The sequence below is a fragment of the Changchengzhania lutea genome, assembly GCF_006974145.1.
Taxonomy (GTDB): Bacteria; Bacteroidota; Bacteroidia; order Flavobacteriales; family Flavobacteriaceae; genus Changchengzhania; species Changchengzhania lutea.
The window spans coordinates 3,528,406-3,545,377 of sequence record NZ_CP039456.1 but is presented as its reverse complement, the minus strand read 5'-3'; the positions used below and the strand labels follow the sequence as shown (position 1 = coordinate 3,545,377).

The window sequence follows — 16,972 nt, the reverse complement described above, 5'->3', positions numbered from 1 at the left end:
TGAATGTTTAATTTCTTCAAAAAGAAAATATATCTTAAAGATCTTTTAGAAGATTTTGTTGACATTCATTGTCATATCCTTCCTAGTATTGATGACGGTGCAGCTAATATGCAAGAATCTCTTGATTTAATCAAGGGTCTCAGAAAACTAGGAATTAAAGAATTTATCGCTACCCCACATATTATGCAGGATTTTTATCCAAACAATGCAGAAACTATAAGCAAATCCTATGAAAATTTATTAGAATCAATAAGTTCCCAGACACGAAGAGCTATTGATATTAATCCCGCAGCAGAATACATGCTGGACACCCATTTTGAAACCCTTCTAAAAGAAAAGCATCTCTTTACACTTAAAAAAAATTATGTGTTGGTTGAATTATCATATTTTCAACCACCCATCAATTTGGAGGAACTAATATTCAATATAAAGATGCAGGGGTATATTCCAGTTTTAGCGCATCCTGAACGCTATGTGTATTATAGTGATAATCTTGGGTATTATAAGAGGTTAAAAGACCTTGGGTGCTTATTTCAACTCAATTTATTATCCCTTAGTGACCATTATGGCAGCACTACGGAAAAGACAGCACAATATTTAATTGCTAATAATTTGATAGATTTTGCAGGCACTGATACCCACAGAATGGAACATATTAAAAAACTCGCTAAAATTACTATGGATAGTAAAATTAGCGAGCCTTTATCTAAAATCTTAGAGCATACAAAATGTGTATTCTCTGTGAGTTAGAGTTTTCTAACGCCTCTTAAAAATGCTTTTCTTTTCTGGAGCTCCATAGTAGCCATATTTCGCACCATATCCAAAATTAGATTGATTGACATCATTAACAACGAGCATCATACCGTTTAATTTATTCTCAGCATGCAACTCTTGAGCAAAGTTCAAAATACGCTTCTCTGTATAACCAGCTCTTGTTAAGTAAATGGTATGACCTGCGTATTGACTAAATAAAAGCGTATCTGTAACCAGCATTGCTGGTGCAGTATCCACAATTACGAAATCATATTGCGCTGACACTGTATCAAATAGCGGTTTCATTCTGTCGCTCATTAAAAGCTCTGCCGGATTTGGTGGCACTTTTCCGGAAAGAAGAATATCAATCTTATTGCCATTAATTTCATAAGTGTTTATAGCTTCACCTATAATTACTGATTTATCAACCAAATACTCTGTAAGCCCAATTTTTGGTAGACTCTTTTGGTTTTTAATATCCTTTTTAACGGCGGTATTAATTTGAGGGTTTCTAATGTCAGCCCCAATTAATAATACTCTTTTATCTGTATTAGCAAGTGTTAAAGCTAAATTTTGACTAAAAAACGACTTCCCTTCTCCATTAATGGTTGATGTCACAAAAATCACATTGTCGTTATCTTTGATATCTCGACCACGTCTAATATAATCAAAATTCGTTCTTATAATTCGGAAAGATTCTGCAAGTATGGATCTGTCATTTCTTTTAATTAAAGCATCATCTTTTTTGATATTAACTCTCGGAATTTCACCTAATACAGTAATGTTTTTTATCTCATTTTCTAAGTCTTCCTTATTATGGATCTTGGTGTCCAATAAATCCTTTACATAAAAAATACCAAAAGGTATTAAAAGACCTAAAAATAACCCTGAAAGATAAACAACCCTTTTATTTGGCGATACAGGATCTTCACTAGTACTAAATGCTGTATCTATTACTTTTACACTTGGAGATGTCGCTGTTAAAGAAATTGTTGCTTCTTCCCTTTTTTGTAATAAGTAAAGATAAAGTGATTCCTTAATCCCTTGTTTTCTTTCAATAGATCGAAGCTCACTCTCTTGCCCGGGAACTGAGTAGATTTTGGAATTAATCCGTTGTGATTGATTTTGTAGACTACCAATTTGAATATTTAAAGACCGTGATGCATTATCAATGCTTTGCGCTAAATTATTTCTGATACCATCCAAGGTCTGGTCAAGTTGAACAACAACAGAGTTATTTTTTCCCGCACTTTGTAGCAATCGCTCTCTATTGGCTAATAACTCATTGTATTTCGATGACATGGAACTGATAGATGCGTCTCCCAAACCTAAATTTGATGGAATACTGCTATAACTATCAGAACTATTATCCAAAGATTCTTTCATATAATTTAAAACGCGTAATTGCGTTTTTGATGCATCCAATTGTTGTTGATTTTGCATACTGGAATTCAAAAACTGACCGGCTTCAGAAGTAACATCGGTAATTTTGTTTCCTGTTTTAAATCGAACAATACTATCATCAACGTTTACCAAATCAGAAGCAATCAGTTCAACACGCTCATCAATAAAGTCTGCAGTATTCTTTGACCTTGTATTCTTCTTTTCTATCGTAGATAAATTGTACTCTTCAATTAATGTATTAATAATTTCTTTTGCTTTTTCCTGAATTGGATCGTTCAAATAAATATCAATAACTTTTGAGGATTTACCATAAGGAGATATAGATATGCGGTTTTTAATATAATCTGCAACTCTTTCAACAGAGATTAACTTAACCCTGAATGTGTTTCCTGATGCAGATTTTATATTGGATTCTGGGGTAATAATTATACCTCCAAAAGGAGTTGGAATATTTTCACCAAAAGTAGCTTTCTTGGGTGAATCGTCTTCATTTACTTTATACTCAAATTCTGTTTGAGAAAGAATTTCGATAAAAAAATTAAAACTAGTTCGATTAATTATGGAATCAGATGCCACAAAACTAACTTGAAATGGAGCATTTTTATATAGTTCGGTTTCATAAATTCTACCTAATTTAAAATACTGGAGATTTAGATTTAATTTTTTTACTACATCCTGTAAGGTCTTTCTTGACTTTATAACTTGAATTTCATCTTCTACCATCGCATCATCACTTTCGCTAAAAATGGATAAGTCATTTAATGCAGAGGTTCCTGCAGCGCCTTCATTCTCGTCAATGAGCATTATTTTTGCAGAAGCAGCGTATTGAGGTGTGGTATATCTAATATAGACATATGCTAATGTCATGAATATAATACAACTTAATATAAACCATTTCCATTGTTTGGTATAAGTATATATTGCAGTTTTAAGATTAAAATCTTTAGATGTCTTGCTAGATTGTATTTTATTTTGATCTGTGTTCATAAATTCTATCTTCGAGTTACAAATATGAGGGCTGTTGTTAGAACAAATGATGATATCGAAATAATAGTGCCAATTCTTGAATCTCCAGAAGCATTGCTAATGGATGAGTTATTTGGCTCCACATAAATATAATCGTTTTGAGTTAAATAATACACGGGGGAATTGAAAACTTCCTTATTCGTTAAATCTACTCTAGTATATGTTTTCGTTCCATTAAAATCTCTAACCACAAGAACATTATCTCTTCGTCCTTTTATGGTTAAATCCCCTGCAAGAGTGAGTGCTTCTAATATAGAAATACGTTCCCCAGAAACCATATAAACACCAGGGTTACTAACAGCACCAGCAATAGTAACTCTAAAGTTAAGAATTCTAATTATAATAACTGGATCTTTCAATAAATCTCCTTCAGCAAATTTCGTCTTGAACAGTTCTTTGGCCTCCTCAACGGTAAGCCCAACTAATTTTACTTTGCCTAAAACAGGAAAATCAATGTTACCCTCACTATCAATTAAATAATCAATTAAGGATCCATTATTACCTGTATTTCTTATTATGTTATATGGTTGAGTAACCGTTAAGTCTAAGGTGGAAACATATATACTTACAATATCACCTGTTTTTAGTTTCGCTTTAAAGGTGTCTGTGTCTACAATGGTTTCAAAGTTTTTTGCATTCTGAAAATAAACGACATCTTTTTTCGTAGCACATGAATTTAAGATAACAAGGCATGATAATGCAAATAATATCTTAAAATATTTCTTAGGAAATAAATATTTCATTAGGGAGTATAGGTTGTGAGTTATAAAATATTAGTAGACTATAAGTCAATGAATTTTTTATCAGATCTATCATTCCTCAAGCCTTTAGCTTTTTTATAAATTTGAACACGCTTATCAAATTTCTCATAATCAGAATTATTTGATTTGTATTCGGGTATCAAATTTTTCATTTTCATAACAATATTATTATTCTGAAAACGATTGGTGATACACAGTTCTTCAATATCAGCTTTTATTTTGACAACATCTAACGCTCTGGTTTTACTAATCAGGATTTTTTTATGATATGTTGAAAGTGTGTTTTCGCCATTGGCCAATAATTCTTCGTATAATTTTTCGCCAGGTCTAAGCCCCGTTATTTGAATATCGATATCTTCTGGAAACCTTAGTCCCGATAATTTAATCATATTTTTGGCAAGATCGTAAATTTGAACGGATTCTCCCATATCAAATATAAATATCTCACCACCTTTACCCATGGTTCCAGCTTCTAAAACCAATTGTGAAGCTTCTGGAATCGTCATGAAATAACGCGTAATGTCTTTATGTGTTAAGGTTAATGGGCCACCATTTTCAATTTGTTTTTTAAATAAAGGAATTACAGAACCGTTAGAACCTAATACATTTCCAAATCTTGTGGTTATAAATTTTGTCTTACTTTCTTTTTGAAGACAGCTTATGTACATCTCTGCCAATCTCTTTGTAGCACCCATGACGCTTGTTGGGTTTACAGCTTTATCGGTAGAAATAAACACAAATTTCTTCACATTATATCTAGAGGCAGTATCCGCAAGAAGTTTTGTCCCATTAACATTAATCTTGATGGATTCATAAGGCGATTTTTCCATCAACGGCACATGCTTGTAAGCAGCGGCATGAAATACCATAGTAGGTTTATGCTGTTGAAAAATAGTATCAATCCTCAAACCATCTCTAATATCTGCTACTATGGCTGTGAAATTAAATTTCTTATCTTGCTTTAAATCTTGCTGTAAATCATACAAAGGAGATTCTGCTTGATCTACTAGAATAAGTTTTGCCACATCAAAATGAGACAATTGTTTAACCAATTCACTACCAATAGATCCCGCTGCACCTGTTACTAAAACGGTTTCCCCTCTAAATTCATTTAATAGATTTGGGTTATCAATTTGTATAGGCGCACGTCCCAACAAATCTTCAATTTGTACTTGCTTGATTTGTTTGACGTTTAATTCACCATTAATCCATTGCTCAATTGGTGGTACTTTAGTGATTTTAACATCTAAATCTACTAAATCAATCAGGTTATCTTTTTCAATATTTTGAGAGGAAATGATGATTTCATCAATCTCATTTGATTCTATATACTCTTTAGTGATTTTACTTTTAGGAAAAATAGTTATTCCATTTATAGACTTACCGTTTTTCTGTGCGTTATCATCTATAAACCCAATAATCGCGAATACTGAATTAATATTGCTCACAAGCGCATTGTAAGTCACTATGCCAGCATCACCTGCACCATATATAATAACTTTTTTAGCAGGAATTAATTTGCATTTAAGATGTTTATAGGCCATCTTGAAAATCAATCTGCTTGCCCCTAATGCTACGAAACTTAGAAGGGAATGGATAATTAATATAGAAAGCGGAATAGTAAACCCGTCAATTAACCCCGTTATTCTATTGAATAAAACAAATGAAATAGTCAATATTGAAGCTAGTAATATGGCTTTGAACAGATTCACAACATCTGTAAATCCTGTATGTCTAATCACACTTTTAAACGATCCCACAATTAAAAAACTAATTGCAGTAACAAGCATTATAAATGGGACTTGGTATAAGAATTGATTTACGTCAAAGTTTAACGTGAAATTGAACCTAATAAAGTAGGCCATAAAAAATGTTATCAGCACCATTGTTAAATCTATGCCGAAAACAAGCCATTTTGAGGCGTATTTTTGAGAGTAATAGGCAAAGTAATTCTTTATCATAATTGGGGGATTTTTGATATTAAATAGGTTATTCTTTTTAGGTCTTTTATATCTAGATTGGAACCGCTCGGTAAGCAAAGGCCTTTACTAAATAAGTCTTCAGATGTACCATTTGTAAAGTGCAAGCAGTTTTCAAAAACAGGTTGCATATGCATGGGTTTCCATAGCGGTCTGGATTCTATATCTTCTTTTAATAATACTGATCTAATTTCTTCTCTTAATTCGTAAGATGATGTCTTGATACATGTAAGCCATCTATTAGAGTAAAACCCTTCGGGTTCTTCTAAAAACTCAATATTATCAAAATGAGATAGCTGCTCTTTATAAAACTCATGGTTTTTTCTTCTGGCTGCTACCCGATCATCTAACACTTCCATTTGGCCTCTTCCAATACCTGCTAAAACATTACTCATTCTGTAATTAAACCCTACAGATGAATGTTGATAGTGTGGTGCGTTATCTCTGGCTTGAGTGGACAAATAAATAGCTCTTTTTTTATACGCCTCATTAGCTGCTATAAAAGCGCCACCACCAGACGTTGTTATTATTTTATTTCCATTAAAGGATAATATACCTATATCAGAAAGCGTGCCACATGGTTTCCCAAAATAAGTACTCCCTAAAGCTTCAGCACTATCTTCTACTACTGGGATCTCATATTTTTTGGCTATAGCATTGATTTCACGGGACTTATAAGGCATGCCATATAAGTGTACTGCGATGATTGCTTTTGGCTTTTTATATTTTTCAATTCTATCCTTTATTGCAATCTCAAGTAACTCTGGAGACATGTTCCATGTCTCGGGCTCACTATCTATAAAAACAGGTGTGGCGCCTTGATACAAGATTGGATTGGCTGATGCCGAAAATGTAAAACTTTGACATAAAACTTCATCACCTTTAGACACTCCCAAAACTTCAAGCGCCAAATGGATAGCTGCCGTACCTGAACTTAAAACCGCTGCATGCACCTGCTCACCAAGATAATTTTCGATATCTTTTTCAAAGCCATCAACATTTGGTCCCAATGGTGCAATCCAATTGGTATTGAAAGCTTCAGCAACATACTTTTGCTCTGAGCCTCCCATATGTGGTGACGATAAATATATTTTTGTTTTAGTTAACATTTTACTTTTTATATCTAATATTATTACATATTCAACTTAGAGAAGTATAATATTTACTTCTTTAATGGATACTAAATTAATTTTGATGATTCCCCATGGACGTTAAAACACTTTGATCTTCATAATTAATAACTTTTAATTTTCACTTAACGTTAAACGACGCTTTAACAATATTTAATTAAACATAAATAGTATTTAGTTTAATTGAGGGATTTTTAAAATATTATTGTAATCATTTACTATTAAATCAATAATGCTATTAATCAATTCAACTGTTGTTTTACAGGTGTAAATTTAGTAATTGTTTTAAAGCAAAATGATTTGTTAACGTATATTTCGCCAAAAGAGTGATTAAAATCGGTTAAATACATTTTAGTTTTTTATTAACTGTTAAACATGCAAATCATCGATTTGATATTAGCCAAAAGTCCTGCCAATTTCAATTTTAACAAGTTATGACACACCTTATAATTTACATTATACTACAGCGTCATTTTTTGGGTAAATCACTATGGTAAGTTAAAAGAACGCTTACGTTAATCGAGAAATTTTACAAATACTTGGATTTCGTCGGGAAAAATGAAACCTTAGTATATTTGTTCGTTGAATTCGTTATTTATTTTACATATTTGCTCTGTTAAATGAAATCCCAAATCTAATATGACCAATCAAGAAGATAAAAAAATATCGGGAGAAAAAATTCTAGTTACTGGGGCAGCAGGCTTCATAGGCTTTCATTTATGTGACATTTTAATAAAACGAGGTCATAAAGTTATTGGTGTGGATAATATCAATGATTATTATGACATCAATCTGAAGTACTCCAGACTTAATTTACTTGGGGTTAACAGAAAAGAGGCCTCAGTCTATAATGAACTTTGTCAAAGCAAACAATATCAAAATTTTGCTTTCGTAAAAATGAATATAGAAGATCGGGAAAACCTACCTGAGTTATTTAAAAAGGAAAATTTTGACATTGTCTGTAATTTGGCTGCACAGGCGGGAGTTCGATATAGTCTTGAAAACCCCGAAACATACATTGATTCAAATATCGTTGGTTATCTAAATATTCTTGAATGTTGCAGGAATTTTAATATAAAACACTTAGTATATGCTAGTAGCTCTAGTGTTTACGGGTTAAATAAAAAAGTCCCTTTTTCTACTAAAGACAATGTAGACCATCCAATAAGTATTTATGCTGCTACAAAAAAGAGCAACGAATTAATGGCTCACACTTATAGTCATTTATTTAAAATCCCTACCACTGGCTTACGTTTCTTTACCGTCTATGGTCCATGGGGGCGTCCTGATATGGCTATGTTTTTATTTACAGACGCTATAATAAATAAAAAACCAATAAAGGTTTTTAATCATGGTGATATGGAGCGCGATTTTACTTATATAGATGATATCGTTGAGGGTATTCTGCGAATCATTGAAAAACCAATAGTAGAAAGAAAAGAAAATAAAGATTACTATAAACTATATAATATTGGAAATAACAATTCCGTAAAGCTTTTAGATTTTATCAAAGAAATAGAAAATAGTCTTGAAGTAAATGCAAAAAAAGAAATGTTGCCTATGCAGCCTGGTGATGTGGAACGTACGTGGGCGAATGTTGATGATTTAATCAGAGATTATGATTATAGCCCTAACACCCCAGTGCGAGATGGTGTAAGAAATTTTGTAGATTGGTATAAGAGTTATTATCTATAATATTGGCTTATTATCGATGGGATATTTTTAAATGCATCCAGTAAATTGTTTTTATCGTTAAAAAGGCTTACTTGGTATAATAATAAAATTTCTTTGATTAATTTTTTACATATTTGCGCCAGATTAATAAAACCCCAAATCTAAATAAATGACTGAAGAACAAATAAAAATTTTAAGTGGCAAACAAATTCTAGTTACTGGAGGAGCTGGTTTTATTGGTTCTAACTTATGTGAAATATTATTGAATAATAATATCTCGGTTGTTTGTCTTGATAATTTTTCTACAGGCAAAAGAAAAAATATTGAACCTTTCTTAACTAATAATTCCTTTAAATTAATAGAAGGCGATATAAGGAATTTAGACGATTGTAAAAAAGCTTGCAAAAATGTCGATTATGTATTACATCAAGCAGCTTTAGGATCTGTACCAAGATCAATTAATGACCCTATTACAACTAATGATGTTAATATTTCTGGCTTTCTCAATATGCTTGTTGCGGCTAGAGATGCGGGAGTTAAACGTTTTATTTATGCTGCTAGTTCCTCAACTTATGGAGATCATGAAGCCTTACCAAAAGTTGAAGATATTATAGGTAAACCACTATCTCCCTACGCCATTACAAAATATGTTAATGAGCTTTATGCAGATATTTTTCAAAAGGCCTACGGATTAGATACTATTGGACTACGTTATTTTAACGTATTTGGTAGAAGACAAGACCCAAATGGTGCATATGCTGCTGTAATTCCTCTCTTTGTAAAGCAATTTATTAATCATGAATCTCCTATAATAAATGGAGATGGTAGTTACTCAAGAGATTTTACTTATATAGAGAATGTTATACAAATGAATATCCTTGCTATAACAACTAATAACGAAAATGCATTAAATACAGTTTATAATGTAGCTTACGGAGACAGAACAACATTATTAGAATTAACAACATTATTAAAAGAACACCTTTCTACATTTGATGATTCAATCCAAAATATAGAAATAAAACATCGCGAAAATAGAGTTGGCGATATCCCTCACTCGCTGGCTTCTGTAGATAAAGCTAGAAAATTATTAAACTATAACCCTAAATACAATATTAATGACGGTATAAAAGAAGCTGTCAAATGGTATTGGAAACATTTATAATCAATAACATGAAACATCCATAACTAAAAGTTCGATACCTAAGGACAATGATTATATGGATGCTACATGTGACCATTAAAAAGCAATAAAATAAACACATGAAAGTAACAAAAATTTGTTGTATTGGAGCCGGGTATGTTGGCGGTCCTACAATGGCAGTTATCGCTAAGAAAAATCCGAATATTAAAGTCACTATCGTTGATATAAATCAAGCTAGAATTGATGCTTGGAATGATTCAGATGTGTCAAAACTACCTATTTACGAGCCAGGTTTAGCTGAAATTGTAGAGGAAACCAGAGGTAGAAACCTTTTCTTCTCTACAGAAATTGATAAGGCTATTGATGAATCTGAAATGATCTTTATATCAGTAAATACCCCAACCAAAACTTACGGTAAAGGTAAAGGTATGGCTGCAGATTTAAAATATGTTGAGCTTTGTGCTAGAAACATAGCAGATGTTGCTAAAACTGACAAAATCGTTGTTGAAAAATCTACATTACCAGTAAGAACAGCTCAAGCTATTAAAAGTATATTAGATAATACAGGAAGTGATGTTAATTTCGATATTTTATCAAACCCTGAATTTTTAGCCGAAGGTACTGCAATTCAAGATTTATTAAACCCTGATCGCGTTTTAATAGGTGGAGAATCTAAGGACGCCATAGAAAGTTTAGCTACTATATATGGGAGTTGGGTACCCCAAGATCAAATTTTAAGAACCAATGTTTGGTCTTCAGAGTTATCGAAACTTACAGCTAATGCCTTTTTAGCACAACGTATATCTTCCATTAACGCTATTTCTGAGTTATGTGAAAAAACAGAAGCTAACGTTAATGAAGTTGCAAACGCAATAGGTATGGATTCAAGAATTGGCTCTAAATTCCTTAAATCTTCAGTTGGTTTTGGTGGCTCATGCTTTCAAAAAGATATTTTGAACCTAGTCTATATAGCCAGAAGTTATAATTTACAAGCTGTTGCAGATTATTGGGAACAAGTCATTATATTGAACGATCACCAAAAAAGACGTTTTGCAGACCACTTAATAAGTACTCTGTATAATACGGTTTCAGGAAAAAAAATAGGGTTCTTAGGTTGGGCCTTTAAAAAGGACACTAATGATACTAGAGAGTCTGCCGCAATATACGTTGCCGATCACCTATTAAACGAACAAGCTAATATTGCTGTATATGACCCTAAAGTTTCTAATGAAAAGATGCAATCAGATTTAAATTATTTAAATTCAAGATCTAAAGATGAAAACAGTAAGTTAATTCAAGCTACTGATGACCCTTATGAAGCTTTAAAGGATGCTCACGCTGTGGCAATAATGACCGAATGGGATGAGTTTAAAACCTATGATTGGAAAAAAATATATACTGAAATGAAAAAACCCGCTTTTATTTTTGATGGTAGAAATTTATTAAATAAATCAGAAATGGATAACATTGGGTTTGATTATTATTCAATAGGCCAATAATAAAGATATGAAAAAGGATAAAATAGGAATAATAGGTTTAGGCTATGTAGGTTTGCCATTGGCAAGATTATTTGCAACGAAATATGATGTAGTTGGTTTCGATATCAATGAAAATAGAATCAAAGAATTACGAGACGGTATAGATGCCACTTTAGAAGTTGAAGAAGATGTTCTACAATCTGTTTTGAAAGATAAAGCTAATGATAATTTAGGATTGTATTGCTCCTCTAATCTAGATGATATTAAAGATTGTAACTATTATATAGTTACGGTCCCTACCCCCATTGACAAAAATAACCGTCCAGATTTAACGCCTCTATATAAGTCCAGTGAAACCGTTGGCAAGGTTCTTAAAAAAGGTGACATCGTTATCTATGAATCAACTGTTTATCCTGGTGTGACTGAAGATGAGTGTGTTCCTGTGTTAGAAAAAATAAGCGGACTAAAATTTAACGAAGATTTCTATGCAGGCTATTCGCCAGAACGTATCAACCCGGGAGACAAATTACATACTGTAGATAAAATTCTAAAAGTAACCGCAGGATCTACTCCTGAGATAGGAATAAAAGTTGATGCCTTATACGCAAGTATAATTACGGCTGGAACACATTTGGCACCCACTATCAAAGTTGCAGAAGCTGCTAAAGTTATTGAGAATTCTCAACGTGATATCAATATCGCTTTTGTAAATGAATTGGCAAAGATTTTTAATTTAATGGATATAGATACCCATGATGTGCTAGAAGCTGCTGGTACAAAATGGAACTTCCTGCCTTTTAAGCCTGGTTTAGTTGGTGGACATTGTATAGGCGTAGACCCTTATTACTTAGCCCAAAAAGCACAAGAAGTAGGATATCATCCAGAAATTATTCTAGCCGGACGTCGTGTGAATGATAGTATGGGACAATATGTTTCATCAGAAATTATCAAATTGATGGTTCAAAATGATATTCGAATTAAAGAATCTAAAATTTTAAATCTAGGTATTACATTTAAGGAGAATTGCCCAGACGTTAGAAATACTAAAGCAGTCGATGTCATTAATCAATTAATAAGTTACGGAACAGATCTTATTATATATGATCCTTGGGCAAACCCAGAAGAAGTGAAACATGAATATAATTTAAATACAATCAAAGAATTACCCAATGAAACTTTCGATGCTATTGTGCTTACCGTAGCACATAATGAATTTCTCGATTTGGATTTTAGCGCCTTATTAAAGCCAAATGGGATTTTATACGATGTAAAAGGTGTTTTAAAAAATGGAGTAAGTGGAAGATTGTAAGACAAGTTTAAGCCTTACTATATATAATTACGGGAATAGTTTAGCTAAAATTACATTTTAAAATTATAAAAAGAGAATAGTTATGGAAATACATATTGCATTATCAAGTGATGAAAATTATGTGCCGTATTTAGCAACTGCAATTATTTCTATAATAGAAAATAACACAGGTGAGGCGAATCTTAGATTTCACATTATTTCTGTTGGTATTTCCCTGAGCAGCCAGCAGAAACTTCAAGATATGATAGTATCTAATAATGCTGAGTGTGTTTTTTATGATTTCAATAAGTCAAAAGAATTAGTTGGGGATTTTATTTTCGAAGTTGATAAAATTAATAAATATGCTAGGCTTTATCTATCGAAACTATTACCTGAAGAAATAGAGAAAGTTATTTATTTAGATTGTGATGTTTTAGTTTTGGGTTCGTTTAAAGAATTATGGGAAATCAACATTGAGAAATACTCTTTTGCAGGAGTACCTGATGTTATAACTGTAAATCATAAATCATCGATTAACATTCCTTTGGATGGTAAATATTTTAATTCTGGAATGTTAGTTATGAATTTAAAGAAATTCAGGGATAAAAAAAGTATTGTCAAGGTTGAGGAGTATATGAAAACATACCTTAAACGTAAAGTAAAATATGGTAATGATCAAGCCGTTATAAATGCTTTATTTTATGATGATTTTTATGCTTTACCACCTAAATACAACTGTATTACGCCATTTTATTTGATGAATAGTGAACAAATAGAAAAATTATATGGTATGAAAATATTTTATAATAATGGAGAGTTGCAAGAAGCCATAGATAAGCCCATTCTTGTGCATTTTACACCTTCTTTTATTAAACGACCATGGGTAAAAGCGTCAGAGCATCCCTTAGCAGATAAGTATTTGATGTACCTTAGAAAAACCCCTTGGAAAGACTTTAAATTACAAGAGGATAAAAGAAAACTTAAAATAAAATTTGTAGCTATTTTATTTAAGATATTACCTTTTAAAGTTTTTTATTCAGTATTAAAATTATTGAAAAGAAAGTAGTAATTATTAAATCAGATAAATTTTGATAATTTTTAGTAATGATGAATTTAACGAAAATTGTTGAAACTTCTAAGTTCAAATAATATAATGAAAAGAATTTTACATATTGTTGGAGGAATGGATAGAGCTGGAGCCGAGACTATGTTGATGAATTTATATAGAAAATTAGACAAGTCAGAATACCAGTTTGATTTTGTATATTTTAAAAATTCTAAATGTGATTATGATGATGAAATCATGAAACTTGGAGGGAGAATATTTAGAATTAGTAATTCAAACCCTATATCTCGAACCATAAAATTATCAAGGCTGATAAAAAAAGAAAAACCTTTTCATGCTGTACACGCTCATATGCTATTTAGTAATGCTTTTCATGTTTTAGCAGCATTCTTTGCTAAAATAAAGATGAGAGTTTCACATTCTCATAATACAAGTGATGTAAATAGCAAAACATCTTTCGGAAGATTATATCAGAATGCTTCAAAGAAAATAATAAGTAAATTTTCAACACATTTTATTGCATGCGGGGAAGCAGCAGGCGAATTTCTATTTCCATATAATGATAAGGTTGAATATTTGCTTAATGCCATTGATGTAGAAGAATTTTCCAATAATAGAATTGCGAATCGAAATTTTTTAAAGGATGAATTTAATCTCGATGATGATACCATCGTAATTACGCAAATAGGTAGGATATCTCCTGTGAAAAACCATGAATTCACAATAAATTTTGCAGCGTATTTGGCTCAAAAAGGTCATAAGTTTGTTATTGCTATTGTTGGTAGCGGACCGTTGAAAAATAAATTATTAGAATTGGTTGATGAAAAAAATATTAATAATTATGTCAAATTTTTAGGAGTTCGTTCAGACATACCAAATATTTTGGCTGGTACAGATGTAATGATAATGCCTTCATTTCATGAAGGTTTCCCTGTAGTATTAGTAGAGTCTCAAGCAGCTGGGGTGCCGTCATTAATTTCGAATAATATCTCATCAGAAGTGGATATGGGTTTAAAATTAGTTGATTTTGCGGCATTGGATGATGATTTCTCTATCTGGGAAATAAAATTAATGGATATATTGAAGCAAAAAGAGGTAAGTTCAGTGCAAAGATTAGAAATTTTATCTAATAAAGGATTTAATATAAAAAAGAGTGTGAAAAAACTAGAAAATATATATGGATAATTTGAATGTGCCTTTAGTTACTGTAGGTATTCCCTTTTATAACTCTGAAAAATATTTATCTGATGCTGTTAAATCAACATTAAATCAAACATACACTCATCTTGAAATTATATTAATGGATGATGGAAGTACAGATGCATCACTAAAAATTGCTCAAGAATTCGAAAAAAATGATAAGCGGGTAAGAGTCATTAGTGATGGAGAAAATCTTGGACTTCCAAAAAGATTAAATAAACTTTCTAAACTTGCAAAAGGAAAGTACTATGCAAGAATGGATGCAGATGATATCATGTTTCCTAATAGAATAAAAGTTCAAGTCGAATATTTATCAAATAATTCTGAAGTTGACCTATTAGGTACTGGTTTAATAGCCATAGACAATAATAATAATATTATCGGTTTAAGAAAAGGCGGCGCTTTGAGGCAAGTCACGCTTAAGACTGCGTTAAAGGGTTCGTGGACTGCACATCCATCAATTACCGGTAAAGTGGAGTGGTTTAAAAATAATCAGTATGATGAAACCTTACGAAGGTCACAAGATTTTGAATTGTGGATTAGAACAGTTGAGAAAAGTCATTTTATACGCATTGAAGAACCATTGTTGTTTTACAGAGAAGCCAGTACATCCTCAATAAAAAAGTATATCCAGTCAACAAAATATTCAATAAAAACATTTTGGAAGAATAGAAATAAGACAGGTATAAAATTTTCTATAATTCATAGTTTTATAAAATTAACTAAGTTATTAATATACATGTTTTATTATCTGGTAGGCTCCATAGGAACTCTTATTTCAAGAAGGTCTATCAATTTGTCAGAGAATAAAAAAATCAAATATATTAATATTTTAAATCAGTCTCTTTTAAATTAATTTTCAACTCACATTGATATATGCAAATATTTTGGGATTATACTGCTGAAGAATATCTTGATGTATATAAAATTGTTTTAGGATTTTATATACTTTTTGGCACGTTTATTTTAAAATTACTTATATCTCAAAAAGAAAGTTTTATAAGAAATGACAAAGGAATATTAATAACCTTTGTAGTATTTTTAATCTTTTTTGTTGGAATTCGAGAAGCTGATATAGGTACAGATACATCAAATTATTTTAACTTTTACTTTATTCCTGTAACAACACAGGTAAGCAGTTATTTTGAAGTTTTTACGAGATTAAAGTCCGATTTTTTATTTGAAGTCTTAATGTCATTTTCTTATTGGCACCGCAACTTTAAATTATTCTTATTAACGGTTGCTATTGTAATGAACGTGTCGTTATATGTTTTTGTTCGAAAATTCACGGATTTTGGTAAAAAAGGAAGTAGTTTGATTTTGTTTTTAACTATAGCCAGTAGTTTTTCTTTTATGTCCATTGAGATAAATATTTTGAGAAATGGCCTTTCTCTTTGTTTTATTTTATTAAGTCTCCATTCAATCTTACAAAAAGACACTAAAAAGTTTATTATCTATATCATTATTGCATTTCTATTTCATAGAACGGCAATAATTCCAATAGTTCTTTTTTTAGTAATTACTTTTTTCAATAAAATTGATATAAGATATTATTTAGGATTTTATGTGGTAGCCATATTAGCATCTTTAGCTGGATTCGGCTTTCACGCCATTCCATTTTTGTCAGAATTGGGTGGTGAAGATTTCCAAAGATTGAGTTATGCGGGAGAAACAACATATAATATTGGTTTTAGACATGATTTCGTATTATATAATACATTTTTTCTTGTACTATTTTTAAAATTTACAAACTGGAATACTAGAGATTTGTTTTTAATTAAATATTTTATATTAAGTTCATCGGTATTCTTTTTTAATTTTTATATCCCTTTTTCGGATCGATTTGGAATTTACAGTTGGATCATAATTCCCCTACTATTATTTAATACAATTAATGAGGCATTCCCAGCTAGAAAAGTGTTTATTTCTACTGTTGTCTTAATTGGTTTTTTTATTCTTAATAAAATTATTCTTTTTCCTTGATGTTTGTTAGGTAACTTTCTGAAAATAAGCGTTATGTTTGAGAAGTTATTTTATAATTAAAATTGATAGAAGTTTATAATTATTAT

Annotated in this window: 13 protein-coding genes; 9 read left to right on the top strand and 4 right to left on the bottom strand. The window is 31.2% G+C overall.

Annotated features, from left to right (window positions below; genetic code table 11):
* Positions 1-3 precede the first annotated feature (3 nt).
* Positions 4-750 carry a tyrosine-protein phosphatase gene (locus FAF07_RS15925; protein ID WP_142786042.1) on the top strand — a complete coding sequence of 249 codons (747 nt, stop codon included), beginning with the start codon at positions 4-6 and terminating at the stop codon, positions 748-750.
* Between the two features lie 6 nt (positions 751-756).
* On the opposite strand, the gene FAF07_RS15920 is transcribed toward FAF07_RS15925, so the two are convergent.
* The 4 genes from FAF07_RS15920 to FAF07_RS15905 are packed head-to-tail and all read right to left on the bottom strand — an operon-like array spanning position 757 to position 7,032.
* A complete protein-coding gene (locus FAF07_RS15920; RefSeq protein WP_142786041.1) occupies positions 757-3,144 on the bottom strand; it encodes a GumC family protein in 2,388 nt (795 codons plus the stop codon).
* A 5-nt stretch (positions 3,145-3,149) separates the two neighbouring features.
* Positions 3,150-3,926 carry a polysaccharide biosynthesis/export family protein gene (locus FAF07_RS15915; protein WP_142786040.1) on the bottom strand — a complete coding sequence of 259 codons (777 nt, stop codon included), beginning with the start codon at positions 3,924-3,926 and terminating at the stop codon, positions 3,150-3,152.
* 38 nt (positions 3,927-3,964) lie between these two features.
* Positions 3,965-5,905: a polysaccharide biosynthesis protein gene (locus FAF07_RS15910; protein ID WP_142786039.1), complete on the bottom strand. Its 1,941-nt coding sequence runs from the start codon at positions 5,903-5,905 to the stop codon at positions 3,965-3,967.
* Positions 5,902-7,032, bottom strand: coding sequence for an aminotransferase class I/II-fold pyridoxal phosphate-dependent enzyme (locus FAF07_RS15905; protein WP_142786038.1), 1,131 nt, complete (start codon positions 7,030-7,032; stop codon positions 5,902-5,904). The genes FAF07_RS15910 and FAF07_RS15905 overlap by 4 nt, the downstream gene beginning before the upstream one ends.
* 660 nt (positions 7,033-7,692) lie before the next feature.
* Between FAF07_RS15905 and FAF07_RS15900 the strand changes: the two genes are divergently transcribed.
* From FAF07_RS15900 to FAF07_RS15865, 8 genes are all read left to right on the top strand, one after another.
* Positions 7,693-8,748, top strand: coding sequence for an NAD-dependent epimerase (locus FAF07_RS15900; RefSeq protein ID WP_142786037.1), 1,056 nt, complete (start codon positions 7,693-7,695; stop codon positions 8,746-8,748).
* 148 nt (positions 8,749-8,896) lie between these two features.
* Positions 8,897-9,892: an SDR family oxidoreductase gene (locus FAF07_RS15895; protein WP_142786036.1), complete on the top strand. Its 996-nt coding sequence runs from the start codon at positions 8,897-8,899 to the stop codon at positions 9,890-9,892.
* A gap of 98 nt (positions 9,893-9,990) precedes the next feature.
* The gene (locus FAF07_RS15890) at positions 9,991-11,370 is read left to right on the top strand and encodes a nucleotide sugar dehydrogenase (RefSeq protein ID WP_142786035.1); all 1,380 of its coding nucleotides are present in this window, start codon (positions 9,991-9,993) and stop codon (positions 11,368-11,370) included.
* A gap of 7 nt (positions 11,371-11,377) precedes the next feature.
* Positions 11,378-12,658 carry a nucleotide sugar dehydrogenase gene (locus FAF07_RS15885; RefSeq protein WP_142786034.1) on the top strand — a complete coding sequence of 427 codons (1,281 nt, stop codon included), beginning with the start codon at positions 11,378-11,380 and terminating at the stop codon, positions 12,656-12,658.
* 82 nt (positions 12,659-12,740) lie between these two features.
* Positions 12,741-13,703 carry a glycosyltransferase family 8 protein gene (locus tag FAF07_RS15880; protein WP_142786033.1) on the top strand — a complete coding sequence of 321 codons (963 nt, stop codon included), beginning with the start codon at positions 12,741-12,743 and terminating at the stop codon, positions 13,701-13,703.
* An 87-nt stretch (positions 13,704-13,790) separates the two neighbouring features.
* On the top strand, positions 13,791-14,888 hold the full coding sequence (locus FAF07_RS15875; protein WP_142786032.1) for a glycosyltransferase family 1 protein: 1,098 nt from the start codon (positions 13,791-13,793) through the stop codon (positions 14,886-14,888).
* Positions 14,881-15,759: a glycosyltransferase family 2 protein gene (locus FAF07_RS15870; RefSeq protein ID WP_142786031.1), complete on the top strand. Its 879-nt coding sequence runs from the start codon at positions 14,881-14,883 to the stop codon at positions 15,757-15,759. The genes FAF07_RS15875 and FAF07_RS15870 overlap by 8 nt, the downstream gene beginning before the upstream one ends.
* A gap of 20 nt (positions 15,760-15,779) precedes the next feature.
* Positions 15,780-16,886 carry an EpsG family protein gene (locus FAF07_RS15865; protein WP_142786030.1) on the top strand — a complete coding sequence of 369 codons (1,107 nt, stop codon included), beginning with the start codon at positions 15,780-15,782 and terminating at the stop codon, positions 16,884-16,886.
* The last annotated feature ends 86 nt before the right edge of the window (positions 16,887-16,972 follow it).

Excerpts from the sequence above, each read along its gene's own strand:
- FAF07_RS15920 (WP_142786041.1), bottom strand. The coding sequence starts at position 3,144 with ATGAACACAGATCAAAATAAAATACAATCTAGCAAGACATCTAAAGAT.
- FAF07_RS15910 (WP_142786039.1), bottom strand. The coding sequence starts at position 5,905 with ATGATAAAGAATTACTTTGCCTATTACTCTCAAAAATACGCCTCAAAA.
- FAF07_RS15900 (WP_142786037.1), top strand. The coding sequence starts at position 7,693 with ATGACCAATCAAGAAGATAAAAAAATATCGGGAGAAAAAATTCTAGTT.
- FAF07_RS15925 (WP_142786042.1), top strand. The coding sequence starts at position 4 with ATGTTTAATTTCTTCAAAAAGAAAATATATCTTAAAGATCTTTTAGAA.
- FAF07_RS15885 (WP_142786034.1), top strand. The coding sequence starts at position 11,378 with ATGAAAAAGGATAAAATAGGAATAATAGGTTTAGGCTATGTAGGTTTG.
- FAF07_RS15895 (WP_142786036.1), top strand. The coding sequence starts at position 8,897 with ATGACTGAAGAACAAATAAAAATTTTAAGTGGCAAACAAATTCTAGTT.
- FAF07_RS15905 (WP_142786038.1), bottom strand. The coding sequence starts at position 7,032 with ATGTTAACTAAAACAAAAATATATTTATCGTCACCACATATGGGAGGC.
- FAF07_RS15880 (WP_142786033.1), top strand. The coding sequence starts at position 12,741 with ATGGAAATACATATTGCATTATCAAGTGATGAAAATTATGTGCCGTAT.
- FAF07_RS15915 (WP_142786040.1), bottom strand. The coding sequence starts at position 3,926 with ATGAAATATTTATTTCCTAAGAAATATTTTAAGATATTATTTGCATTA.
- FAF07_RS15875 (WP_142786032.1), top strand. The coding sequence starts at position 13,791 with ATGAAAAGAATTTTACATATTGTTGGAGGAATGGATAGAGCTGGAGCC.
- FAF07_RS15890 (WP_142786035.1), top strand. The coding sequence starts at position 9,991 with ATGAAAGTAACAAAAATTTGTTGTATTGGAGCCGGGTATGTTGGCGGT.
- FAF07_RS15870 (WP_142786031.1), top strand. The coding sequence starts at position 14,881 with ATGGATAATTTGAATGTGCCTTTAGTTACTGTAGGTATTCCCTTTTAT.
- FAF07_RS15865 (WP_142786030.1), top strand. The coding sequence starts at position 15,780 with ATGCAAATATTTTGGGATTATACTGCTGAAGAATATCTTGATGTATAT.